This is a genomic window from Streptomyces sp. NPDC104367 (assembly GCF_055583825.1).
The window spans coordinates 309,887-333,395 of the sequence record NZ_JBVJND010000007.1 but is presented as its reverse complement, the minus strand read 5'-3'; the positions used below and the strand labels follow the sequence as shown (position 1 = coordinate 333,395).

The window sequence follows — 23,509 nt, the reverse complement described above, 5'->3', positions numbered from 1 at the left end:
GCGGTGGGGGTGTGCCGGTGGTCGCCGTCACGCGCCCAGCAGGGACAGTTCGTCCAGGAACGCGATCGCGAAGGACCCGGTGCCGGTGGTGCGGGCGCCCGCGCGTTCGGCCGCGGTGGCGAAGGCGACATGGGCGACGGCGGCCGCGGTGAGCGGGTCGGGGACGACGGCCAGGACCCCGGCGATCAGGGCACCGAGGCTGCATCCGGCGCCGGTGACCTGGGTGAGCCGGACGTCGCCGCCGGGGACGGCGACCGTGCGGGTGCCGTCGGTCAGGTAGTCCGTGGGGCCGCTGACCGCGACCACGGCACCGGTCCGACGGGCGAGTTCCTCGACGGCGCCTATCGCGTCCGTGGAGGAGAGGGTGGTCTCGACGCCCTTGCCGGTGCTGTCGCCGCCGCCGAGCGCGACGAGTTCGCTGGCGTTGCCGCGGATCACCGTGGGCCGGTGCTCCAGCAGGGCGGTCACGAACGCGTCGTAGCGGGTGGCGCCCGCGCCGGCCGCGACCGGGTCCAGTACCCAGGGGGTGCCGGCCGTGTGCGCGGTGCGTGCCGCGTCGACGAGGGGCTCGGCGGGGTTGCTGATCAGCGCGGCGGTGTTGATCCACACCCCGCCGGCGCCGGCCGGGAAGACGGTGGGGAAGTCGGCCGCGGCGCCGATCGCCGGTCCGGCGCCGACGGCCAGGAGCACGTTCGCGCTCAGGTTGGCGGCGACGTAGTTGGTCAGTCCGTAGACGAACGGCGAGGCGGACCGGACGGCGGCGATGCCGTCGGCGATCGCGGGGCTCTCCCAGGTGAGTTCTTCCATGGCGCGCTGTCTCCGTGGCTCTTGGATTGGGTCGGCGGAGGCCGACTGCATGCAACTGTATGCAGCGGAGGGAGCGACTCGGCCACCCGCGGGCCGTCATTTCACGGAGCCGCAATGTTCGCGGTCGCGGGCAGTGGGGCGGGCGTTCCGCGGGCCCGTGCGTCACGTGTGGGCGGCGGGCCCGGCGGCTGGCGGCTGGCGGCTGGCGGCTGGCGGCTGGCGGCTGGCGGCTGGCGGCTGGCGGCTGGCGGCTGGCGGCTGGCGGCTGGCGGCACGACAACACCGCGGGCGCGCCTCGGGGCCGGCTCGCGGACCGGATCGCGGACCGGGCGGTCCGGTGGGCCCGGCTGTCAGGGTGTGCCGGTCAGTCCTGGGAGGCTGTGGAGGGTCCCCCGGTGGACGGTTCGCCCGACGGCATGCGGTCGAGGGACGGCGCCCGGACCGTCGCCGTACCGGGCGCGGGGAGCCCGGAACGGCACGGTGCGGACGGGGCCGGGGACGGCGCGGAGCGTGTCGTGCGCGCCAGCCATGCCGCGACGCCGAGCGCGGCCAGCACCGCGACCGCGGCGCCCGCGGCCAGGCCCCAGCGCACCCCCGCGTGCTGGGAGACCCAGCCGATGACGGGTGCGCCGACCGGGCTGCCGCCCATGGAGATCACCGTGTAGACGGCCATCACCCGGCCCCGCATGGCGTCGCTCACCTCCGACTGGACGAAGGCGCTCACCGCCGTGTTCAACGTCATCAGCGTGAAGCCGACGGGCAGCAGCAGCGCGAGGAAGGCGGGGTAGGTGGGCATGACCGCCGCAAGGGCCTGGAAGCCGCCGAAGAGCAGCGCCCCGGCGACGACCGTGCGTACCCGGGGCGAGACACCGCGCGTCGCGGCGACCGTACCGGCGACGGTGCCGACGGCCAGTGCCGTGTTCATCAGCCCGAGTCCCCGGGACCCGACGTCGAAGACGCGCCCGGCGAACAGGGTCAGGGTGGTGGGGAAGTTGACCGCGAAGGTGGCGGCCAGGCCGAAGACGGTGAGCACGCCGACGAGTTCGGGCCGGGCCGCCACATAGCGCAGCCCCTCCGCGCCCGCGCCCGTCCACGGCGGCCGGGTGGCAGGGCGCGGCTCCCGCGTCCCTGGCCGGATCGACAGCAGACCCGCGAGGACGACGGTGAAGGAGACCGCGTTGAGGGCGAAGACCCAGCCGGTTCCGATCGCCCCGATCAGCACACCGGCGACCGCCGGACCGATCAGGCGGGCGGCGTTGAGGGACAGGATGTTGAGGCCCGCGGCCTTCGGGATCAGGGGCCGGCCGACCAGCTCGGTGACGAAGGACAGCCGTGCCGGGTTCTCCACCGTGAACACGCAGCCCAGCGCGAAGGACAGCACGTACAGCAGCCAGAGCGCGGCATGGCCGGAGAACACGATGACCGTCAGGAGCAGTGCCTGCGCCGCGTACAGCGCCTGGGTCCACAGCAGCAGGGTCCGGCGGTCGTGGCGGTCGGCGACGACACCGCCCCACAGGCCGAACAGCAGCACGGGGGCGAACTGGAGCCCGGCGACCCAGCCGAGCGCGGTCCCGCTGTGCGTGAGTGTCAGGACGAACCAGTCCAGGGCGACACCCTGCATGGCGCTGCCGATGTTGGACACCAGGCCTGTGCTCCAGTAGACGCGGTAGTCACGGACCCGCAGCGAGGCGAACACCCCGCTCGGAGCAGTGCTGTTGACGGCCATGCCTCTCATTTCGACGGGGTGCGGGAGGGACGGCTCACGGGGCGCGCGGCAGGGCGCGCCGACACGGAGAGCAGGCCTGCGCGGAGGGCGGGGCCGACGCCGGTGGCGGGCCGTGAAGGGGGCGGGCCGGTGCGCGGGCACGGCGGGATCCGGGCCGGGAGAGCGCCGAGGGGAGCGAGTGGTCAGCGACAGGTCTCGTCGAACTGATCGGCGCGGCGACCCGCCCAGAACGGGTCGAGCGGCACGCCGCGTGCCTGACCTGGGGTCTCCATGGCCGGATCAAAGCACACGGCACCAGGCGCGTCCACCATGTGTCCCGGCACGTGAGACGGCTCCGGCTTCCCGGACAGGGGCCTGCGGTCACGGCATTGACGTACGACAAATCCGATCCGTACGATCGCCGACGGCATTGAGCGTCAGCGTCAAGCCCTGGCTCGCTGACCGGCAACCCTCCCACGCGGTGGGGTGCTCCAGGTGAAAGCCCGGCGGGATCACCGACGACTCCCGCAAGCGCGTGGCCCCGTGACCGGGGCCGGAGACAGGGAGGACCGGCATGCGGCACAGCGACGACCCGGCCTCCTCCCCCGCCGACGCCACGGCGTACTCCCGGCTGTCGCGCCGGCGCCACATCGATCTCAAGCGCTCGACCAGCTGCCTCTGTCAGGTCTGACCGGCCCGCCCGCCGCCGCCTGACCTCCGTCACCGGCCGCGGCACCTTTCGCGCCGCCGTCCCCCTCGTCACCGGTCCCCGGTGACGTCCGCCTGACCCCGTCTGCACAGCGCCCTCCCCGGCCGGTGTCATCCCGGCCGGGGCCGCACGCCCCTGCACCGCACGGCCGTGCCCCGCGCCCCGAAGCCCGGCATCCGCTGCCGGGTGCCACGAGTAGGAGAAACCCCTCCGTGACAGCACTCCCGGTTCTCAGAACCCCCCGTTGGGCGCCCCTGGCCGCGCTCCTGACCACCAGTGTCCTGCTGACCGCGTGCGGGTCCGGCGGCGACGGCTCCGGCGGCACGGACGGCCGGGCGAAGTCCGGCGGCACCCTGACCTTCGCGGTGAGCTCCGACTCCGGCTGCGTGGATCCGCAGCAGGTCGGCAGCAACGACACGATCTACTCGGTACGGCAGACCGTGGACTCGCTGACCGACCAGGACCCGAAGACCGGCAAGATCGTGCCGTGGCTCGCCAAGAGCTGGACGGTCAGCGCCGACGCGACGGCGTTCACCTTCCGGCTGCGGTCGGGCGTCACCTTCAGCGACGGCTCGAAGCTGACGGCGCAGGTGGTCAAGGACAACTTCGACGCGGTGCCGGACCTCGGCGCCCTCGGGACCCTCGCCCAGGGCTATCTCAGCGGGGTGAAGAGCACCACCGTGGTCGACCCGCTCACCGTCAAGGTCACTTTCAAGGAGCCCAACGCCCAGTTCCTGCAAGCCACTTCGACGCACTCGCTGGGCATCGAGTCGTCGGCGAGCGTGAAGCGGTCCCCGCAGCAGAAGTGCAGCGACGGCGTGGTCGGGTCCGGGCCGTTCGTGCTGAAGGGCTATGTGCAGAACCAGTCGATCACCCTGACCAGGCGGACCGGGTACGACTGGGGCTCCTCGCGCTGGTCCAAGAAGGGCGAGGCCTATCTGGACAAGCTGGTGTTCAAGGTCGTGCCGGAGGCGGGAGTGCGGGCCGGCAGCCTGCAGTCCGGGCAGGTGGACGCGATCAGCAGCGTCGGCAGGGCCAACGAGGCGGCGCTCAAGGGCGGCCAGGTGGCCCTCCGGAGCCGGGCCAACCCCGGTGTGGTGTTCGGGCTCGGCCTCAACAACGCCTCCACCCTGCTGAAGGACACGAAGGTGCGGCAGGCGATCCGGGTCGCGGTCGACCGCAAGCAGATCGCCGACACCGTCTTCCCGACCGGCACCCGGCCCGCGACCAGCGTCCTGGCGCACACCACGCCGGACTACACGGACCTCTCCACCGATCTGTCCACCGACACGGCCAAGGCCAAGTCGCTTCTGGACGAGGCCGGTTGGAAGACAGGTGGCGACGGCATCCGTGCGAAGAACGGTAAGAAGCTGAGCCTGACCATCACCTGGTTCCCCAACTCGGCCACCAACCAGCCCGCGCTGGAGCTGGTCCAGCAGCAGCTGAAGGCCGTCGGTGTCGGCGTGGTGCTCAAGCAGCTCCCGGTCACCCAGTTCGCCACGACGCTCCAGTCCGGTGACTTCGACGTGGTGTGGGGCAACGTGACCCGCGCCGACCCGGACATCCTGCGCAGCTCGTTCTCCAGCCGGCTGAGCAACTTCTACCACCTGCCCGCCAGTTCGCTGGACACGGCGCTGACCGAGCAGGCCGCGACCGCCGACACCGGCAAGCGTGCCCGGCTGGTGGCCGAGGCGCAGCGGCTCCTGGTGAGCAACGCGTACTACGTGCCCGTGGTGGAGCTTCAGACCCAGCTGGGCGTGTCCGGCAAGGTGCACGACCTCGACTTCGACTCGGGCAGCCGCATCCAGCTGCACGACACCTGGATCGGCTAGCGCGTGCGCCGCTATGTGATCAAACGGCTGGCGCAGGCGGTCGGGGTGCTGTGGGCTGCGTACACGGTGTCGTTCCTGGTGCTCGACCTCCTGCCCGGTGACCCGGTCTCCGCGATGGCGGGGGCCGGGATGGACTCGGGGCAGGTCGATCCGGCCCAGCTCGCCAGACTGCGCCACGAGTACGGCTTCGACAAGTCCGTACCGGCGCAGTACGCCGACTACCTGGGCCGGGCGCTGCGCGGGGACTTCGGCGACGCGGTCTCCACGGGCCGCCCGGTGACCTCCACGCTCGCCGACGCACTGCCGCAGACCCTCCAGCTGACCGGGGCCGCGCTGCTGCTGGCGGTGGTCCTCGGCGGCGGCCTCGCGGTGGCGGCGACGTACACCTCGTGGCGGTGGCTGCGGCAGTTGCTGCTGTCGCTGCCGCCGCTGGGGGTGTCGGTGCCGACGTTCTGGGTGGGGCTGCTGCTCGTCGAGGCGTTCTCGTTCCGGCTGCGCTGGTTCCCGGCGTTCGGCAACGACGGGCTGCGCGGCCTGGTGCTGCCGGCCCTGACACTGGCGGTGCCGACCGGCGCGCAGATCGCGCAGGTGCTGGCCAAGAGCCTGCTCACCGCGCTGGACCAGGCGTATGTGGAGACCGCGCGTGCCAAGGGCGCGGGGCGGTGGCGGGTGCATCTGCGGCACGCGCTGCGCAACGCGTCGCTGCCCGCGCTGACGGTCGTCGGCCTGCTGGTGGGGCAGCTGATCGCCGGTTCGGTGGTGGTCGAGACGGTGTTCTCCCGTGACGGCCTGGGCCGGGTGACCGCGGCGGCGGTCACGGTCCAGGACATCCCGCTGGTCCAGGGGGTGGTGGTGTTCGGGGCGCTGATCTTCGTGGCGACGAATCTGCTCGTCGACCTCGTCTACCCGCTGCTGGACCCGCGGATCGTGGTGGCCACGGACCGAAGGGCGAGCTTCGCATGAGTCAGAGTCTCGTCGACGGAACCGACGGCACCGACGGCACCGACGGCACGCACGGCCTAGCCGACGGGAACGGTGTGAACGGCGCGAACAGCATGAACAGCACGAACGGCGCGAACGGTGTCGAGGACGCGGCCGGGGCCGCCTTGGGCCTCGCCCGGCCGGTGGCGGCGGGATCCCCCGGCGCGTCCGGCGGCCCCCGCGGGCGCCGCCGGCTGGTGGGGTTCCTGGTGCGCCGCCCCGGTCTGGTGCTGTCGGCCGTCGTGGTCGTGCTGGTGGTACTGGCCTCCTTCCGGCCGGAGCTGTTCACCTCGCAGGACCCGCTGAAGGGGGTGCCGTCCCAGAACTTCCGCGGCCCGGGCGCCGGTCACTGGTTCGGCACGGACGAGCTGGGCCGCGATGTCTTCTCCCGCGTGGTGCACGGCGCGCAGCTCTCCCTCAAGGCCACCCTGATCGCGGTGCTGGTGGCGTTCGTGGTCGGCGGTCTGCTCGGTGTGGTCGCCGGTTTCGTGGGGCGCTGGGTGGACGACGTGCTGATGCGCCTCGTGGACGTCCTCCTCGCGATCCCCGCGCTGTTCCTGTCGCTGGCCCTGGTCACCGCGCTCGGCTACGGGACGGTGAAGGTGGCCGTCGCGGTCGGCATCGCCGGCGTCGCCTCGTTCGCCCGGGTGGCCCGCGCCGAGGTCCTGCGGGTGCGGCAGGCGGTCTTCGTCGAGGCCTCCCGGTCCTGCGGGGCCCGCTGGTACTCGGTGCTCGGCCGGCACGTCCTGCCCAACGCCGCCGGTCCGGTGATCGTGCTGGCCACGCTGGACTTCGGCGCCTCGATCCTGGCCGTGTCCGCGCTGAGCTTCCTCGGCTACGGCGCGCCGCCGCCGGCCCCGGAGTGGGGGACGTTGATCTCCGACGGCCGCAACTACCTGGCCAACGCCTGGTGGCTGACCGCGCTGCCCGGGCTGGCGATCGCCGCGACGGTGCTGGCCACCAACCGCGTCGCGCGGGCGCTGGACGGCGAATGGGCGCGGCAGCGATGACCGACACCGACGAGGCACAGAACAACGGCGACGGCGCACGGGAGAACGGTGAGGACGTGAACGCACCCCTGCTGGAGATCCGCGGCCTGTCCGTGTCGTACCGCACCCGCGGCGGAGCGGTGCGGGCCGTGCGGGGCGTCGACCTGGACGTGTGGCCCGGGCAGGTGACCGCCGTGGTCGGCGAGTCCGGCTCCGGGAAGAGCACCACCGCGCACGCCGTCACCCGGCTGCTGGCGGCGAACGGGACCATCGACGCGGGCACGGTCCGCTTCGGCCGGCACGACCTGGCCACCCTCTCGGAGGCGGAGCTGCGCACCGTGCGTGGCGCGCGGATCGGGCTGGTCCCGCAGGATCCGACGGTCTCGCTCAACCCGGTCAAGCGGATCGGGGAGCAGGTCGCCGAGGTGCTGCGGATCCACGGCCTGGCGACCCGCCGGGCGGCGGCGGCCGAGGCGGTCGCCGTGCTGGAACGGGCCGGGCTGCCCGAGGCGGCCGTCCGGGCCCGGCAGTACCCGCACGAGCTGTCCGGCGGTATGCGGCAGCGGGCCCTGATCGCCGTCGCGATCGCCGCCAAACCCAGGCTGATCATCGCCGACGAGCCGACCAGCGCGCTGGACGTCACCGTGCAGCGGGTCATCCTCGACCATCTCCAGCACCTCACCGAGGAGTCGGGCACCGCGATCCTGCTGGTCACCCACGACCTCGGGGTGGCGGCGGACCGGGCGCAGCGGCTGGTGGTCATGGAGCGCGGCCGAGTGGTCGAGGCGGGTGAGACCCGTGCGGTCCTGGCCGATCCGCGGCACGAGTACACCCGGCGGCTGCTGGCCAGCGCCCCGAGCCCGACCACGGCCGGGCCGCGCACCCCGGTCCCCGCCACGGCGGCCGCGGCCGACACGGCGCCTCCCCTGGTGGAGGCGCGCCACCTGGTCAAGGAGTTCAGGCTGCCGCGGGCCGGCGGCGGGGCCCGGACCCTGCGCGCGGTCGACGACGTCAGCCTCACCCTGCGGCGCGGGCGGACCCTCGCCCTGGTCGGGGAGTCGGGTTCGGGCAAGTCCACCACGGCCCGCCTCGTGCTGCGCCTGGCCGAGGCGACCTCGGGACAGGTGCTGTTCGACGGCACGGACGTGACCGGCGCCAAGGGCGCCGACGTCCGGCGGCTGCGGCGGCGCGCCCAGCTGGTCTACCAGAACCCGTACGCCTCGCTGGACCCGCGCTTCTCCATCGGCGAGGTGATCACCGAGCCGCTGCGGGCGTTCGGGGTCGGCGACCGCGGCTCCCGGCTCGACCGCGCCCGCGAACTGCTCGACCGGGTCGCGCTGCCCGCCTCGACCCTGGAGCGCCGCCCGGCGGAACTGTCCGGCGGACAGCGCCAGCGGGTGGCCATCGCGCGCGCCCTGGCCCTCTCCCCCGACCTGGTGGTGTGCGACGAGCCGGTCTCCGCTCTCGACGTGTCCGTCCAGGCCCAGGTCCTGGACCTGCTGACCGAGTTGCAGGCGGACACGGGGGTGGCCTACCTGTTCATCTCACACGACCTGGCCGTCGTACGCCAGATCGCGCACGAGGTCGCCGTGATGCGGGCCGGGCGGGTCGTGGAGACGGGACCGCCCGGCGAGCTGTTCTCCCGGCCGGGCCACCCGTACACCCGCGAGCTGCTCGCGGCGATCCCCGGCGGCCGTCATGCCACGGCATCGACCGGACCACTTCAGACCAAGGAGCACACATGACGGTCCAGGACACCTCCGCGGGAACGGCCGCGTTCACCCGCGACTGGCAGGAGTGGCACGCCGGGCAGGAGGAGGTGCTCGCCGCCCCGCACGGATTCCTCGCGGTCACCGGCCTGCACTGGCTCGCCGGGGAGCCGCAGCGCTTCCCGGACGCGCCGGGCGCCTGGTCGACCGGCCCGGAGGGGGTCGTGGTGACCCTCGACGAGAGCGACGAGGGCGCGGAACTGCTCGTGGACGGAGCCCCGGTCCGCGGCGAGCACCGCTTCGGGGTGCTCCCGGAGCGCGGCGGAGTCGACGTGGCCTGGGGCGACGCCGTGATCGAGGTGGCCAGGCGCGGCGGCCAGGACATCGTCCGCCCCCGGCACCCGGACGCCCCGCTGCGCACCGCGTTCACCGGCACGCCCGCCTACGCCCCGCATTCCCGGTGGGCGGTGACCGGCCGTTACACGGCCTTCGCCGAGCCGCGGCCGACGACCGTGGGAGCGGCGGTCGAGGGACTTGAGCACGTGTACGACGCGCCGGGCCGGATCGACTTCGAGCTGGACGGACAGGCGCTGTCGCTGACCGCTTTCCCCGGACGCGTCCCGGGCTCGCTGCTGGTGCTGTTCACGGACGAGACCTCGGGGGTCACCACCTACGCGGCCAACCGCTCCCTCGCCCTCGGCGCGCCCGCCGCGGACGGCACCGTCGCCCTGGACTTCAACCGGGCCGCGAACCTGCCGTGCGCCTACACCGACCTGGCCACCTGCCCGCTGCCGCCGGCCGAGAACCGGCTGCCCGTGGCGATCGAGGCCGGGCAGCGGATCCCGCGCGAGCGGGGCGGTTCCTGAGCGCCGGCCGCCCCCGCGACGACCACGACCAGAGAGACGACCACCGCATGAGCACCCCCGTGATCAGCACGTTGTCCTTCCTCACCCCGGGCAACTTCGCCGACGACGACCCGTACACCGGGCTGGAGGAGACCCTCCGGTTGTTCGAGTACGGCGAGCGGCTCGGCTACGACGGCGCCTGGATCCGGCAGCGCCATCTCGAACACGGCGTCGGCTCGGCCGCCGTGTTCCTCGCCGCGGCCGGCCAGCGCACCGAGCGGATCGAGCTCGGCACCGCGGTCATCCCGATCGGGTACGAGAGCCCCTTCCGGCTCGCCGAGGACCTGGCGCTGGCCGACGTGCTGTCCCGGGGGCGGCTCCAGGTCGGCTTCAGCACCGGGATGCCGCACGCCGACCTGCTCGGCGACCTGGTGTACGACGGCGACTGGCGCGGCTTCGACCTGTCGTACGGCAGGATCGCGCGGCTCGTGGAGAACCTGCGCGGCGACTACCTCGGCGGCCCCGACACCGTCATCCACTCGCCGGGCAACGTCCAGCGCCCCCGGCTCCAGCCGCACGACCCCGGGCTGGCACGGCGGATCTGGTACGGCGGCGGGAGCCTGCGCTCGGTCCGCTGGGCCGCCGGACAGGGCCTCGGTCTGCTGTCCGGCAACATCGTCACCGGCGAGGGCACCGACGACTTCACCACGGCCCAGCTGAACCTGCTCTCCGAGTACCGGCGGACCCTGCCCGAGGGCCGGACGACGCGCGTGGCCGTGGGCCGGGTGGTCGTGCCCCTGGACAGCGCCGACGCGAGCACCCGCGCCCGGTACCGGGCCTACGCGGCCAGCCGCCACGAGCGCACCCTCGCACCGCAGGGCGAGCGGCGCGTCCTGTTCGCGCCGGACCTGGTGGGGACCTCCGAGGAGATCCTGGAGCGGCTCGCCGCCGACCCGGTGCTCGCCGGGGTGGACGAACTGCGCCTGGAGCTGCCGTACGAGTTCCACCGCGAGGAGTACGAGCAGATCCTGCACGACGTGCGCCACCTCGTCGCGCCCGAGCTGGGCCGGCGGCCGGTCGCGCCGGGGGTTCGGGAGGCGGCCCGTTGAGCTCCCTCCCGGAACCCGCGGTGCGCCTGGAGGTGCACTCCCGCGGGCGGTGGACCGTTGCAGGTGCCGCCGGTCGCGGACCGCTCCCGCCGCTGCGCGGTCCTGGTCCCGGCCGTCGACCCGGACGGCAACGAGACGGCGGGCGTCCGCGCGCCCATGGTGGCCGTCCCGCTCGCCACCCACACCGGATGGAACAGCCGCGCTCCCGGTCAGGGCCACGGCGCGCTGCACGAGTTCAGCGGCTCCACCCTGCCCTTCGCCGCGACGGAGGACGAGCGTGCGATCACCGGCGACCCGCGCCCGAGCGTCCGCGAACGCCATCCGGACGCGGCCGCCTGCACCGCCGCGGTCAGGGCCGCCGCCGAGGACCGCGTGGCGCGCCGGCTCCTGCTCGCCGAGGACGTGGAGCGGGCGGTGGCGACGGCGGCCGGCTGGTCGTCCCCCAGGCACCGGTTCGAGCTGCCGTGATCGAAACTCGGAACATGTCCACACTGTGGAACGGCGGACACCGGTCCGGGCGCGCCCGGACGGCGGTGCGCGAGGGGTTCGCGGCGCGTGTACCGGGACAGGGGCGCGATCGGCCAACACCCTTGCCACTCAAGGCATTTCGCCGTGAATCCGCAGTTCACGAGCCCTTCGCCGGGCAGGCGGCACCTCGCCGGGACCCGCACGGGGAGGCCACGCGCACCTCTCCGTGCGGCCTTCCCGGCGCGCCGACGGGGTGTCCCGCCGACCGATCGGCGGACGCGATCGACCTTGATCGCGAATCGGCATTGGACGCAGCGTGGTCCTTTCCTGCATTCTCGGTGACATGTTCGGGCCTGTGACTGCGAGGAAGTTCGGTCGGTGTCCGGCCGACGGTTTCCGCCGTGGGTGCAGCGATCATCTGACGCCCCGTCTGACGCAGTGCCGTGTCGTGGACTTCGGCAGGGTCAAGTCGACCGGCTGTCGTTGACACCACCTCTCCGTCCCGCCGTAACTCTCCGGTGAGTCCCGGCGCACAGGCCGGATCGCGGGCGTCCGCCCGCTCCTTCTGACACGTCCTCCGCCACTCCCCACCTCGGCACCCGGCAGGGCCCACCGCGGCCTGTCGGCTTCCGCGTGCCGGGGGCCGTGCCGTCCGCCCCGCTCCGCTCACCCCACGTGGCCGGACCGTCACCCGACCGCAAGGACACGCGCATGCCCCTGGCCGCTGCCCTGTCCCCTTCCGTACCGGAGAACGCCTCATGAGCTTCGCCACCGAGAGCCGCCCCTTAACCGTCCGTCTCGACCGTCTCGACGAGGTGAGCGCCTCGCTCGCGGCGACGGCCGCCGAGCACGACCGCACCGGCGCCTTCCCGCACGGACCGATCCGACTGATCCATGAGGCAGGGCTGTTGACCGCCGGAGTGGACCCCCGGTACGGCGGGCCCGGAGCGAGCTTCACCGATGTCACCAGAATCCTGCTGGCCCTCGGCCGCGGTGACCCGTCGACGGCGCTGATCTCCGGGATGACCATCGTCCCGCACCTGCTCCAGTCCAGCAGCCCCTGGCCGCAGGAGCTGTACGCACGCGTGCTGGCCGAGTCGGCCGTACGGCCCACCCTGCTCAACCACGCCCGCGCGGAACCCGAGTTGGGCTCGTCGACCCGGGGCCCGCTGCCGGCGACCACGGCCCGGCGCACCGCGGACGGCTGGTCGATCACCGGACGCAAGCGGTACGTCACCGGCGCGGAGGGCCTGAGCTACTTCCTGGTGTGGGCGGCGACGGACGAACCGGAGCCGCGCGTCGGCAACTTCATCGTCCCGGCCGGCACCCCGGGCATCGAGATCGTGCCCACCTGGCGCCAGCTGGGCATGCGGGCGACCGGCAGCCACGAGGTGGCGTTCACGGACGTCGGGATCCCTGCGGAGTACGTGCACGAACTGACCGCGCCGGGCGCCCCGCCGGCTCCGGGCACACTGCCCGGCAGCGTGATGCTGCTGCTGTCGTCCTCGATCTACCTGGGCGTGGCGCGCGCCGCGCAGAGCTTCGTGCACACCTTCGCCCATCGGCGGGTGCCCTCGCAGCTGGGCCGCCCGCTGGCCACCACCGGCCGGTTCAAGCGGGCGACGGGCGAGATCGAGACCCTGCTCACCACCGCCGAACAGCTGATCTTCGCCACGGCCGAACGGGTCGACCGGGGCGACCCGGTGCGCGGTGTCGACGCGCTGGCCGCGAAGGTCGTGGTCGTACGGCATGTCACCGCCGCCGTCCAGGAAGGTCTGCGGCTGCTCGGCAACTCGGGCCTGGCCCAGGAGAACCCGCTGGAACGGCACTTCCGTGACATCCAGTCGGTGGGCGTCCACGCACCCGGTGAGGACGCCGTCCTGCCGCTCGTCGGCGCCACGGCCCTCGCGGCGGAGGTGCCCGATGCCTGAACTCACCCCGACGACACCCCCCTTCCCTAGACCCACTCACACCTGGGGTTCCCGCATGCGCACATCCCTGTCCCGGCCCGGCCGCCTCCTCGCGTCGGCGGTGGCCGGCCTGCTGCTGCTCACCGCCTGCTCGACCGGCGGCACCGGCACCGGCGGGACCGCCGCCGGCAAGCCGGTCAAGGGCGGCACGCTCACCACCGCCGTCGACACCGAGCCGGTCTCCTGGGACATCCACGCCAGCACCCAGGACATCACCGCCGAGATCCAGCGCCAGGTGTTCGACTCGCTGGTCTCCCAGGACTCCGCCGGGAAGTTCCACCCCTGGCTGGCCACCGAGTGGGAGGTGTCCGACGACTACCGGAGCTACACCTTCCATCTGCGCAAGGACGTGACGTTCAGCGACGGCACCCGGTTCGACGCGTCCGCGGTGAAGGCCAACTTCGACCACATCGTGGCCAAGTCGACCAAGTCGCTGTACGCGATCAGCCTCCTCGGCCCCTACACGGGCACCCAGGTGGTGGACACCTACACGGCGAAGGTCACCTTCTCCAAGGCGTTCGCGCCGTTCCTCCAGGCCGCGAGCACGACCTACCTGGGCTTCTACTCCCCCAAGGCGCTCAAGGCGAACGCCGGGAAGCTCGCCGCGGGCGGCACCGCGGACGTGGGCACCGGCCCGTTCGTCTTCAGCGGTTACACCAAGGGCCAGTCCGCGGTGCTGACCCGCAACCCGAAGTACGACTGGGCCCCGTCGACGGCGGCGCACACCGGGGCCGCCCATCTGGACAAGCTCGTCTTCCGGTTCCTGACCACGGCCTCGGTCCGGGCCGGCGCGCTGACCAGCGGCCAGGTCCAGGTGGCGAAGGCCATACCCACGCAGAACGTCGGCACGATCAGGGCCACGAACGGGATCTCGCTGATCTCCCGCCGCAACCCCGGCGGCAACTACAACCTCTGGCTCAACGGTTCACTGGCCCCGCTCGACGACCAGCGGGTCCGCAAGGCGGTCCAGCGCGGGATCGACATCGGGCAGGACGTCAAGACGGTCACCTTCGGGCAGTACCCGCGGGCCTGGAGCCCGATCAGCCCCACCACCCCCGACTACGACAAGTCCCTGGAGGGCAGCTGGCCCTACGACCCGGAGCTGTCCGCGAAGCTGCTGGACCAGGCCGGCTGGACCGGGCGGGACGCACAGGGCTACCGCACGAAGAAGGGCAAGCGGCTCTCCATCACCTGGCCGCAGCTGTCGATCCAGGCCACCCGTGAGGGCCGTGACGTGCTCGGCCAGGCCATCCAGGCCGACCTGAAGAAGATCGGCGTCGAGGTCAAGCGCCCCAACCTCGACCTGGGCACCTACAACACCCTGGTCTACGGCGGCAAGGCGAACGCCATCGACCTGAGCTGGCCCCGGTTCAGCCCGGACGTGCTGTGGCTCTTCCTCAACTCCGGCAGCTCGCCGGCGAAGGGCGGCATCAACGCCACGTTCATCACCGACGCCGACTTCGACAAGTGGACCGACGAGGGCCGGGCCACGCTGGACGAGAAGGTCCACGCCGACGTCTATCCGAAGGTGCAGCAGCGGGCCATCGACCAGGCCGTCGTCGTGCCGCTCTACACCCAGGTCTCCCTGGTCGGGAAGTCCGACACGGTGAAGGGGCTCACCTTCAGCCCGAGCAACTGGCTGACGTACTACGACGCCTGGCTGGTCGCGAAGTGACCGCGGCCTCGGCGACGGGCGGGACGGGGCGGCCGGGCCCGGCGGCGCTGGGGCGTGCGCTGCTGCGGCGGCTGGGCTCGGCGGTGGCGGTGCTGGCGGGCGCGGCCACGCTGGCCTTCGTGGCGCTCCAGCTGATCCCCGGCGACCCGGTCTCCGTCCTGCTGGGGCCCTCCAACGCCGGCTCCCCCGCCGTACGGGCCGAGATCCGCCGGGAGTACGGCTTCGACCGGCCGGTCGCCGACCAGTACCTGCACTACCTGGGCCGGCTGGTCCGCGGCGACCTCGGGGAGTCGTACCAGCTCCAGCGGCCCGTGTGGTCGCTGATCGGTGACCAGCTGGGGCCGACCGTGCAGTTGGCCCTGGCCGGGCTGGTCCTGGCCGTCGTCCTCGCGGTGCTCTCCGCGGTGGCGACGGCCGGGCGCCGGCCCGCGCTGCGCGCCCTGGCCTCGGTGTGGGAGCTGGTCGCCGCCTCCACCCCGTCGTACTGGGTGGGGATCGTGCTGCTGACGGTCTTCTCGTTCCGGTTCCGGCTGTTCCCGGTGGCCGGTGCCGACGGCTTCGCCGCGCTGGTCCTGCCGGCCGTCACGCTGGCCCTGCCGCTGGCCGGTGTGCTGGCCCAGGTGCTGCGCGAGGGCCTGGAGGCGGCGCTGGAGCAGCCGTTCGCGGTCACCGCCCGCTCCCGGGGCGTCGGCCTCACGGCAGTCCGGCTGCGGCACGCGCTGCGGCACTCGGCGATACCGCTGCTCACCCTGACCGGGTGGCTCACCGGTTCGCTGCTCGGCGGGGCGGTCCTGGTGGAGACGGTGTTCGGGCGGCCCGGGATCGGTTCGCTCGTGCTCCAGGCGGTGACCGCCAAGGACATGCCGGTGGTGATCGGTGTCGTCCTGCTGTCGGCGTTCGTCTTCGTCGTGATCTCCGCCGTCGTGGAGCTGCTCTACCCCGTCATCGACCCACGGCTCAGGAGTGCCTGACTGATGGCCAGTTCCCTGCTTCCCGAAACCGGCGCCGGTGGTGCCGTCGCCGCGCCCCCGCGGGTGCGGCGACGGTGGGCCGGGCCGCTGCCGTCCGTACCGCCGACGGTGGCGGTCGCGGGCGCCGTGCTGCTGCTGGTGGTGCTGGTCGCGGTGGCGCCCGGACTGTTCACCGGCATCTCGCCCACCGCCACCGACCCGCTGGAGGCGCTGCGCGGCCCCAGCGCCCGGCACTGGCTGGGCACCGACCAGCTGGGCCGCGACCTGTTCACCCGCATCCTCTACGGCGCCCGGCCCTCGCTCCTGCTGGGCTTCGGCGCCACCGTGGTCTCGGTCGTCGCGGGGGCCGCCTACGGGCTGGCGGCCGCGCTCGGCGGACGGGTCGCGGACCGGGTGCTGATGCGGCTCGCGGACATCCTGCTCGCGCTGCCGGCGCTGCTGCTGGCCCTGCTGGTGGTGACCGTGCTGGGCTCGGGCACCGTCAACGTGATGGCCGCCATCGGCATCGCCTTCGTCCCCGGCTACGCGCGGCTGGTGCGCGCCGAGGCCCTGGTGGTGCGCAGGTCCGGGTACATCGAGTCGGCGGTGGCGCTGGGGCTGCCGCGCCGGCGGATCGTGCTGCGGCACGTCCTGCCCAACGCCCTCGCCCCGCTGCTGACGCTGGCCACCGTCGGCTTCGGCACGGCGCTGATCTCCGCGTCCGGGCTGAGCTTCCTGGGGCTCGGCCCCGCCGCGCCCTCACCGGAATGGGGGGCGCTGCTCGCCGCCGGGCGGGACTTCCTCCAGACCGCCTGGTGGATCGGGGTGTTCCCGGGTGCCGCCGTCACCGTCACCGTCGTCGCCGTGAACGTGGTCGGCCGCCACGCCCAGCAGCGCTTCACCCGGAGGACCAGCCGATGACCCGCACCACCCCGGCCCCGCTGCTGAGCGTGGAGAACCTGGACGTCACCTTCCGGCGGGGCGGGCCGGTCCGCGCCGTGCGGGACGTGTCGTTCACCCTCGGCCGGGGCGAATGCCTCGCCGTGGTCGGCGAGTCCGGGTCCGGCAAGAGCGTCACGGCCCGCACCCTGCTCGGTCTGGCCGGGGCGCACGCCACGGTGGCGGCCCGGCGGCTCGACTTCGACGGCGTCGACCTGACGGCCCTGTCCGAACGCGGGTGGCGTGCCCTGCGCGGCCGCCGCATCGGGCTGGTCCTCCAGGACGCCCTGGTCTCCCTGGACCCGCTGCGCACAGTGGGCGCCGAGGTCCGCGAGACGCTGGACGCGCACGGCCTGGCCCGGGGCGCCGAGGCGCGCGAGCGGACCCTGGCCCTGCTGTCCGACGCCGGGATACCGGACCCGGCCCGGCGGGCCGCCGAGTATCCGCACCAGCTCTCGGGCGGTCTGCGGCAGCGCGCGCTGATCGCCTCCGCGCTGTCCGGCGCGCCGGAACTGCTGGTGGCCGACGAGCCGACGACCGCGCTGGACGTGACCGTGCAGGCGCAGATCCTCGACCTGCTGGGACGCCTGGTCGCCGAGGGGACGGCGCTGCTGCTGATCAGCCACGACCTGGCCGTGGTGGGCCGGCTCGCCGACCGGATCGCGGTGATGTACGGCGGTCTGGTCGTCGAGCAGGGCCCGGCCCGGGACGTGCTCAGGGACCCCCGGCACCCCTACACCAGGGCCCTGCTGACGGCGGTGCCCACGTTCGCGTCCAAAGGGAGCCCGCTGTCCCTGCCGGGCCCCGGACGGCAGGAGGCGGCGGGGCCGGGCGGCTGCCCGTACGCGGCCCGGTGCGCGGCGGCCGACACCCGCTGCCGTACCGCGCTGCCGGACCCCGTGGCCGGTGCGCACGGGCGGCTGACCCTGTGCTGGCACCCGGACGCACCGCTGCCGGCCCCGGCCGTGCGGCGGCCGGGGCCCGCGCCCGCCGACCGTGTCCGCGAAGCGCCGTCCGGGCAGCCGTTGCTGGAGGTCCGGGAGGTCTCCAAGCGGTTCCGGGCACCGGGCGGCGGCTCCTACCCGGCGGTGGACGGGGTGTCCTTCCGGATCGCCGCCGGTGAGACCCTCGGCCTGGTCGGCGAGTCCGGGTCGGGCAAGACGACCACCGCCCGCATCGTGCTGGGGCTGGCGGAGCCGGACGAGGGGGACGTGCGGTTCGAGGGCGCGGCCTGGAGCGGTCTGCCCGAGCGGGAGCGCCGGGCCCGGCGGCCGCGTCTCCAGGTCGTCCACCAGGACCCGCTCGGCTCCTTCGACCCTCGGCACAGCGTACGGCGGGTCGTCGGCGAGGCGGCGGCCAGGGCCGGCGTCCCGCGCGGCCGGGCCCGCCTCGCACGGGTCGCCGAACTCCTCGACCAGGTCGGCCTGTCGGCCCGGCTGCTGGAGCGGCGGCCCGCCGAGCTGTCCGGCGGGCAGCGCCAGCGGGTCGCGATCGCCCGGGCCCTGGCCACCCGGCCCCGGCTGATCGTCTGCGACGAGCCGGTCTCCGCGCTGGACGTGTCGGTCCAGGCCCAGGTGCTCGACCTGCTGGCCGGACTCCAGCGGGAACTGGGCGTGGCCCTGCTGTTCATCTCGCACGACCTCGGTGTCGTGCACCATGTCAGCGACCGGGTGATCGTGATGAAGGACGGACGGCTCGTCGAGAGCGGGGACGTGGGGCAGATCTTCGACCGGCCGGCCCATCCGTACACGCGGGAACTGCTGGCCGCGCTGCCCCGGCCCGACCTCGACCCGGAAGGACAGGGATCACTGGCATGACGACCGACCTCGACACCGAACGGTGGATCCGGTGTTTCCGGCCGGCGCCCGCGGCGCCCGTCCGTCTGGTGTGCTTCCCGCACGCGGGCGGGTCGGCGGGCTTCTACCTCGGGCTCTCGCAACGGCTGCACCCGCGTGTGGAGGTGCTGGCCGTGCAGTACCCGGGGCGTCAGGAACGCAGGGCGGAGCCGCAGATCACGGACATCGAGAGCGTGGCCGAGGCCATCGCCGGCGTGCTGGCACCCGGGTGGGGCGCGCCGACCGCCTTCTTCGGCCACAGCATGGGCGCCCTGATCGCGTACGAGACGGCCCGCCGGCTGGAGCGTACGACCGGCGCCGGACCGGTCGCCCTGTTCGCCTCCGGCCGGCGCGCCCCGTCCACCGTGCGCCCCGCCGAGCGGCTCCATCTCGCCGACGACCGGGACCTGGTGGCGGAGATCGTCCGGCAGGGCGGCACCCCGGCCGGGCTGTTCGACGATCCCGAGCTGACGGCGATGGTCCTGCCCGCGGTGCGCGGCGACTACCGGGCCGTGGAACGCCACCGGCACCGGCCCGGTCCCCCGATCACGGCCCCGGTCACCGTCCTGACCGGCCGCGACGACCCCAAGGTGACGGCGGCGGAGGCGCGCGCCTGGGAAGGACACACCACGGGCCGCACCGAGGTGCTGACCTTCGACGGCGGGCATTTCTTCCTCCTCGAACACCAGGAGCGGATCGCCGAGTCGGTGCTGACCCGGCTGCTCCCGGACCCGTCGGCCGCCCCCGGGCCGGCCTGACGCCCGGGCCGCCGCCCCGACCTCCATGGATGTCACCGACGGCGTTGACGTCCCCGGCACGACAACGCCACCGCGACGTGGGAGATACGGAGCCTGTTGTGGTCCTAGTGGAACGCGAGAGCCAGGTGAGGCGACTGCGGGAGATGCTGGCCGACTGTCTCGCGGGCAGAGGCGGTGTGGCCACGGTCAGCGGGCCGATCGCCAGCGGCAAGACCGAGCTCCTGCACGTCCTCGGTGAACACGCGGACGCGGCGGGCGCCGTGGTGCTGCACGCGACGGCCCGCTGCTCGGAACAGCAGGTCGCGCTGGGGGTGGTGGGCCAGCTCTTCCGCCACCAGCACTTCTCCCCCGCCGACCGGGAGCGGGCGCTGCTGCTGCGCGCGGAGGCCTCCTCGATCGCGCCGTGCGACGCGGACCTCCAGTCCCAGGGCCCCGCGCCCGCGCAGGTCTGCCAGGTCCAGTGGCAGTTGCTGCGCGCCCTGTCCCTGCGCCGTCCGGTGGTGGTGATCGTCGACGATCTGCACTTCGCGGACTCGGCGTCCCTGGACACGCTCACCTATGTCGGGCGTCTGCTGCGCACCGACCGGCTGCTGCTCGTGGTGGCCGAACGGGACACCGTGTCCGGGTCCACGACCACCGAGCTGTCCTGGCGCACGACGCTGGTCCGGCAACGGCACTTCACCCGGCTCCGGGTGCCGCCGCTGTCCCCCGCGGGCACCCGGGACCTGCTGGCGCAGCTGATCGGACCGGGCTCCGCGGCCGGCCCCGCGGCCGCCTCGTGGCACCGGCTCAGCGGCGGCAACCCCCTGCTGCTGCGGGCGCTCGCGGAGGACCATCACGAGCAGGCCGCCCGCCGGCCGGCCGGAGCCCGGCCCGGCCCGGGTGAGCCGGCCGCGGGCGAGGAGTACGGCCGGGCGGTGGACGCGTGCGTCCGCCGCGCCGGGGAACGCTTCCGCGACACGGCCCGCGCGCTCGCCGTGCTGGACGCCTCGGGCTCGCACCACCGGCTGGCCCAGCTGCTCGGCCGGCCGCGCACCGCCGTCGAGGAGACGCTGGCCGCGATGGAGGTGTTCGGCGTCCTCGACGGCGGCCGCTTCCGTCATCCGGCCGCCCGCGCCGCCGTCCTGGCCGGCATGCCGGCCGCCGGACGGGCCGAACTGCACCGCGACGCGGCCCGGCTGCTGCACACGGCCGGGGAGTCCGCCGCGGCGATCGCCGTCCATCTGGCGGCGGCCCGGCACGGCCGGGAGCCGTGGGCGTTCGCCGTGGCGCTGGAGGCGGCACAGGACGCGCTGCGCCGCGACGACACCGCCTTCGCCGAGTCCTGCCTGGACGTGGCCGAGGAGTCCTGCGCGGACGACGACCAGCGGGTGACGGTGACCATGCTGCGCAGCCTCGTCGACTTCCGGACCGATCCGGACACCGCCTGCCGGCGGCTGCGTCCGCTGGTCGCCGCACTGCGCGAGGGCCGGCTGTCGGGCTGCCAGGTCGTGGCGCTGCTGGGACGGCTGCTCTGGCACGGCGGCAGCGACGAGATCGCCTTCGCGCTGCGCAGCCTGGAGCGGTCCGCGGAGTCGCTCGACTCCCGTTTCACCGCGGACTACCAGGCGGCCCGGCAGTGGCTGCACGCCTCCCGGCCCCCGCTGCTGCCGCGCCCCGCCGCCCGGCCCCGCCCGCGGCGGCCGGCCGCCCGGAACGCCGAGGCCCCCCGCCGCATGGCCGGCTCGCTGCACCGGCTGCTGCGTTCGGGCCCCGACGCCGAGACCGTACGCGGCGCCGAGCTGACCCTCCAGACCACGCTGCTGGACGACGCCAGCTTCGAGACGATCCACCAGGCGCTGTCCGTGCTGGTCTACGCCGACCGCTGCGATCTCGCGGTGACCTGGTGCGATCTGCTGCTGCGCGAGGCCACCCGGCGCGACGTGCCCACCTGGCAGGCGCTGTTCGCCGCGCTGCGGGCCGAGATCGCCGTCCGCCAGGGTGACGCCCGGCTCGCGGAGCAGCAGTCCCGGCAGGCCATGGGGCTGCTGTCGCTGCGCGGCTGGGGTGTGCTGATCGGCTCCCCGCTGGCGAGCCTTCAGCTCTCGGCCGCCGCGACGGGCACGATCACGGACACCGGCGGCCCGCCGCTGTCGGCCCTGCCCGAGCAGCTGTTCCAGAGCCGGTTCGGGGTCCAGTACCTGCACGCCCGCGGTCGTTGGCGGCTCTCGGTGAACCTGCTGCACGGCGCGCTCGACGACCTGACCCGGTGCGGGCGGCTGATGCGGGAGTGGGACATCGACCTGCCCTCGTTCGTGCCGTGGCGCGGCGACGCCGTGACGACGCTGCTGCGCCTCGGCCGGACCGAGGAGGCCCGGCGGCTGGCCGTGGAACAGCTCGCCCTGGTGCCGGCCACCCAGGCCAGGACCCGGGGCATGGCGCTGCACACGGCCGCCGCCGTGGCCGACGCCCGGCGCCGCGCGACCGTGCTGCGGGAGGCCGCGGACCTGCTGGAGGCCGCCGGTGACCGGCTCGAACTGGCCCGTGTCCTCGCCGATCTGAGCGAGGTCCACACCCGGGCCGGCCAGAGCGGCCGGGCCCGGATCGTGGCCCGGCAGGCCCTGGACATCGCCGAGGAGCACGGCTTCGTCCCGCTGTCCCGGCGGCTGACGGCCCGGGAGTCGCCGCCCGCGGAGCCCGAGCGCGGCGGCGGCCGGGCCGGGGTGCTCAGCAGTTCGGAGGCGCAGGTGGCGTCGCTGGCGGTGGCCGGGCTGTCCAACCGGGAGATCGCCGAGCGGCTGTTCATCACCGTCAGCACCGTGGAACAGCACCTGACGCACACCTACCGCAAGCTGCGGGTCAAGGGCCGGGCCGACCTGCCGCTCGGGCTGCTGGGGCCCGACCGGCAGGAGGCAGCGGGCGCGGCACCCGGCTCACCACGCGTCGGGGGCCGCCCCTAGCGGATTCGGGTCGCGCGGCGTCCCCCGAGGGGCGCCGCGCAGCCGCGTGAGCGGCCACGGCACACCCGCGGACGGCCGACGGCAGGTCACGGTGCCTGCGGCGCAGGGACCGGCAGCCCGAGGAGTCCGCGCAGCGTGTCCGCCTCGTAGGCGGTGCGGAAGACGCCCCGCGACTGGAGTTCGGGGACCAGCTCGCGGGTGATCGCGGTCAGGTCGTGGGGCAGCGCCCCCGGCCGCAGCCGGAAGCCGGACAGGCCCGCGCCCTGCCACTCCAGGAGCAGGTCGGCGAGTTCGGCGGGGGTGCCCACGGCGATGTGCGCGTCGGACGTGTAGGGGTCGCCGTGGGCCGCGTCCAGGCGGGCCTTGCGCTCGGCGGCCCGGCCCGGGGTGCCGTCGAGGAAGACCACGACGTCCGCGAAGACGTGCACCTTCTGGTCCGCGCGTCCGGCGGCGGCCTGCGCGGCCCTGATCTCCTCGACGGTGGCCCGCGCCTCCTCGGTGCTGTGCGGGGTCACCGAGACGACGTCTGCGGAGCGGGCCCCGTAGCGGTAGGGCAGGCTGATGTGGGCGAGGGTGAAGACCAGCGGGTGGCCCTGCGGGGCGCGCGGGGCCAGTGCGGGCGAGTCGACGGTGAGCCAGTCGCCGGCCGCGCCGCCGAGCGGCTCGATGTCGGTGAAGCTGCCGGACGGGTCGGGGTCGGCCGGGGCGAACCGGTCGGGCGCCAGGTCGCGCAGCGCCTTCTCGTCGTCGACGCCGTCCCACAGGGCGCGCACCACCCGCACCAGGTCGGCGGCGCGCTCGAAGAGTTCGGCCATCGGCCCCTGCACCTCGGGGGTGAAGATGTCGGCGATGACGATGGGCCGTGCGGGCGTCACCTGGGTGCGCCAGCCGGCCCGGCCGCCGGTGAGCCGGTCCAGGGTGGCTATGGCCCGCGCGATGTGGGCCGGCTGGGCGTGGTCGATCACCCCGGTGGGCACCAGGCCGATGTGTTCGGTGCCGCCGGCCAGGGCCGCGGCGACCAGCAGCGCGTCCAGCCGGTGCGCGACATGCCCGGTGGGCCGCTTCGGCGGGTCCTCCAGGGTCACGAAGTCCAGCAGCCCGCGTTCGGCCTCCCTGACCAGGGCGGTCCAGTGGGCCAGGCCGTAGAGGTCCCCGTCCGGGGCGTCGGGCCCGGCGCCCGCCGCCGGGTGCCAGCCCACGGTGTCGAGGGCGACGGCGAGGTGCAGCGGCTCAGGTGGGGTCATCGTGTCCTTCTCTTCTCTCAGGTGTGCTGTGTCGGTGCAGACCGG

At 74.2% G+C, this 23,509-nt stretch carries 18 protein-coding genes and 1 riboswitch; of the genes, 15 read left to right on the top strand and 3 right to left on the bottom strand.

Annotated elements, in window-relative coordinates; genetic code table 11:
- Positions 1 to 27 precede the first annotated feature (27 nt).
- Both thiM and ACZ619_RS13655 read right to left on the bottom strand, forming a co-directional pair.
- Entirely contained in the window at positions 28 to 807 is a 780-nt protein-coding gene (thiM, locus tag ACZ619_RS13660; protein WP_469598138.1) for a hydroxyethylthiazole kinase, read from the bottom strand.
- A 364-nt stretch (positions 808 to 1,171) separates the two neighbouring features.
- The gene (locus tag ACZ619_RS13655; RefSeq protein ID WP_469598136.1) at positions 1,172 to 2,533 is read right to left on the bottom strand and encodes an MFS transporter; all 1,362 of its coding nucleotides are present in this window, start codon (positions 2,531 to 2,533) and stop codon (positions 1,172 to 1,174) included.
- A 405-nt stretch (positions 2,534 to 2,938) separates the two neighbouring features.
- Positions 2,939 to 3,052: riboswitch (SAM riboswitch) on the top strand.
- A 34-nt stretch (positions 3,053 to 3,086) separates the two neighbouring features.
- Between ACZ619_RS13655 and ACZ619_RS13650 the strand changes: the two genes are divergently transcribed.
- The 15 genes from ACZ619_RS13650 (at position 3,087) to ACZ619_RS13580 (ending at position 22,220) form a co-directional block, all read left to right on the top strand.
- Positions 3,087 to 3,203, top strand: coding sequence for a putative leader peptide (locus tag ACZ619_RS13650; protein ID WP_469598134.1), 117 nt, complete (start codon positions 3,087 to 3,089; stop codon positions 3,201 to 3,203).
- Positions 3,204 to 3,433: 230 nt separating this feature from the next.
- A complete protein-coding gene (locus tag ACZ619_RS13645; protein ID WP_469598132.1) occupies positions 3,434 to 5,053 on the top strand; it encodes an ABC transporter substrate-binding protein in 1,620 nt (539 codons plus the stop codon).
- 3 nt (positions 5,054 to 5,056) lie between these two features.
- Positions 5,057 to 6,016 (top strand): ABC transporter permease, encoded by a 960-nt coding sequence (locus ACZ619_RS13640; RefSeq protein WP_469598130.1) that lies wholly within the window; start codon positions 5,057 to 5,059, stop codon positions 6,014 to 6,016.
- Positions 6,017 to 6,108: 92 nt separating this feature from the next.
- A complete protein-coding gene (locus tag ACZ619_RS13635; RefSeq protein WP_469598227.1) occupies positions 6,109 to 7,044 on the top strand; it encodes an ABC transporter permease in 936 nt (311 codons plus the stop codon).
- A complete protein-coding gene (locus ACZ619_RS13630; protein WP_469598127.1) occupies positions 7,041 to 8,768 on the top strand; it encodes a dipeptide ABC transporter ATP-binding protein in 1,728 nt (575 codons plus the stop codon). The genes ACZ619_RS13635 and ACZ619_RS13630 overlap by 4 nt, the downstream gene beginning before the upstream one ends.
- Positions 8,765 to 9,598 (top strand): DUF1684 domain-containing protein, encoded by an 834-nt coding sequence (locus ACZ619_RS13625; protein WP_469598124.1) that lies wholly within the window; start codon positions 8,765 to 8,767, stop codon positions 9,596 to 9,598. Before ACZ619_RS13630 ends, ACZ619_RS13625 begins: the two co-directional genes overlap by 4 nt.
- Positions 9,599 to 9,645: 47 nt before the next feature.
- Complete coding sequence (locus ACZ619_RS13620; protein ID WP_469598122.1) at positions 9,646 to 10,686, top strand: LLM class flavin-dependent oxidoreductase; 1,041 nt, start codon at positions 9,646 to 9,648, stop codon at positions 10,684 to 10,686.
- A gap of 63 nt (positions 10,687 to 10,749) precedes the next feature.
- Positions 10,750 to 11,154: an alpha/beta hydrolase domain-containing protein gene (locus tag ACZ619_RS13615; protein ID WP_469598224.1), complete on the top strand. Its 405-nt coding sequence runs from the start codon at positions 10,750 to 10,752 to the stop codon at positions 11,152 to 11,154.
- A 758-nt stretch (positions 11,155 to 11,912) separates the two neighbouring features.
- The gene (locus ACZ619_RS13610) at positions 11,913 to 13,085 is read left to right on the top strand and encodes an acyl-CoA dehydrogenase family protein (RefSeq protein ID WP_469598120.1); all 1,173 of its coding nucleotides are present in this window, start codon (positions 11,913 to 11,915) and stop codon (positions 13,083 to 13,085) included.
- 55 nt (positions 13,086 to 13,140) lie between these two features.
- Positions 13,141 to 14,799: an ABC transporter substrate-binding protein gene (locus ACZ619_RS13605; protein ID WP_469598118.1), complete on the top strand. Its 1,659-nt coding sequence runs from the start codon at positions 13,141 to 13,143 to the stop codon at positions 14,797 to 14,799.
- On the top strand, positions 14,796 to 15,770 hold the full coding sequence (locus ACZ619_RS13600; RefSeq protein ID WP_469598116.1) for an ABC transporter permease: 975 nt from the start codon (positions 14,796 to 14,798) through the stop codon (positions 15,768 to 15,770). Before ACZ619_RS13605 ends, ACZ619_RS13600 begins: the two co-directional genes overlap by 4 nt.
- Before the next feature lie 3 nt (positions 15,771 to 15,773).
- Positions 15,774 to 16,670 carry an ABC transporter permease gene (locus tag ACZ619_RS13595; RefSeq protein ID WP_469598113.1) on the top strand — a complete coding sequence of 299 codons (897 nt, stop codon included), beginning with the start codon at positions 15,774 to 15,776 and terminating at the stop codon, positions 16,668 to 16,670.
- On the top strand, positions 16,667 to 18,505 hold the full coding sequence (locus ACZ619_RS13590) for a dipeptide ABC transporter ATP-binding protein (protein ID WP_469598110.1): 1,839 nt from the start codon (positions 16,667 to 16,669) through the stop codon (positions 18,503 to 18,505). Before ACZ619_RS13595 ends, ACZ619_RS13590 begins: the two co-directional genes overlap by 4 nt.
- A complete protein-coding gene (locus ACZ619_RS13585) occupies positions 18,502 to 19,281 on the top strand; it encodes a thioesterase II family protein (protein WP_469598108.1) in 780 nt (259 codons plus the stop codon). Before ACZ619_RS13590 ends, ACZ619_RS13585 begins: the two co-directional genes overlap by 4 nt.
- A gap of 98 nt (positions 19,282 to 19,379) precedes the next feature.
- Positions 19,380 to 22,220, top strand: coding sequence for an AAA family ATPase (locus tag ACZ619_RS13580; protein ID WP_469598105.1), 2,841 nt, complete (start codon positions 19,380 to 19,382; stop codon positions 22,218 to 22,220).
- A gap of 86 nt (positions 22,221 to 22,306) precedes the next feature.
- Here the strand turns inward: ACZ619_RS13580 and ACZ619_RS13575 are convergent, their stop codons facing one another.
- On the bottom strand, positions 22,307 to 23,464 hold the full coding sequence (locus ACZ619_RS13575; protein WP_469598102.1) for an LLM class flavin-dependent oxidoreductase: 1,158 nt from the start codon (positions 23,462 to 23,464) through the stop codon (positions 22,307 to 22,309).
- Between the last annotated feature and the right edge of the window lie 45 nt (positions 23,465 to 23,509).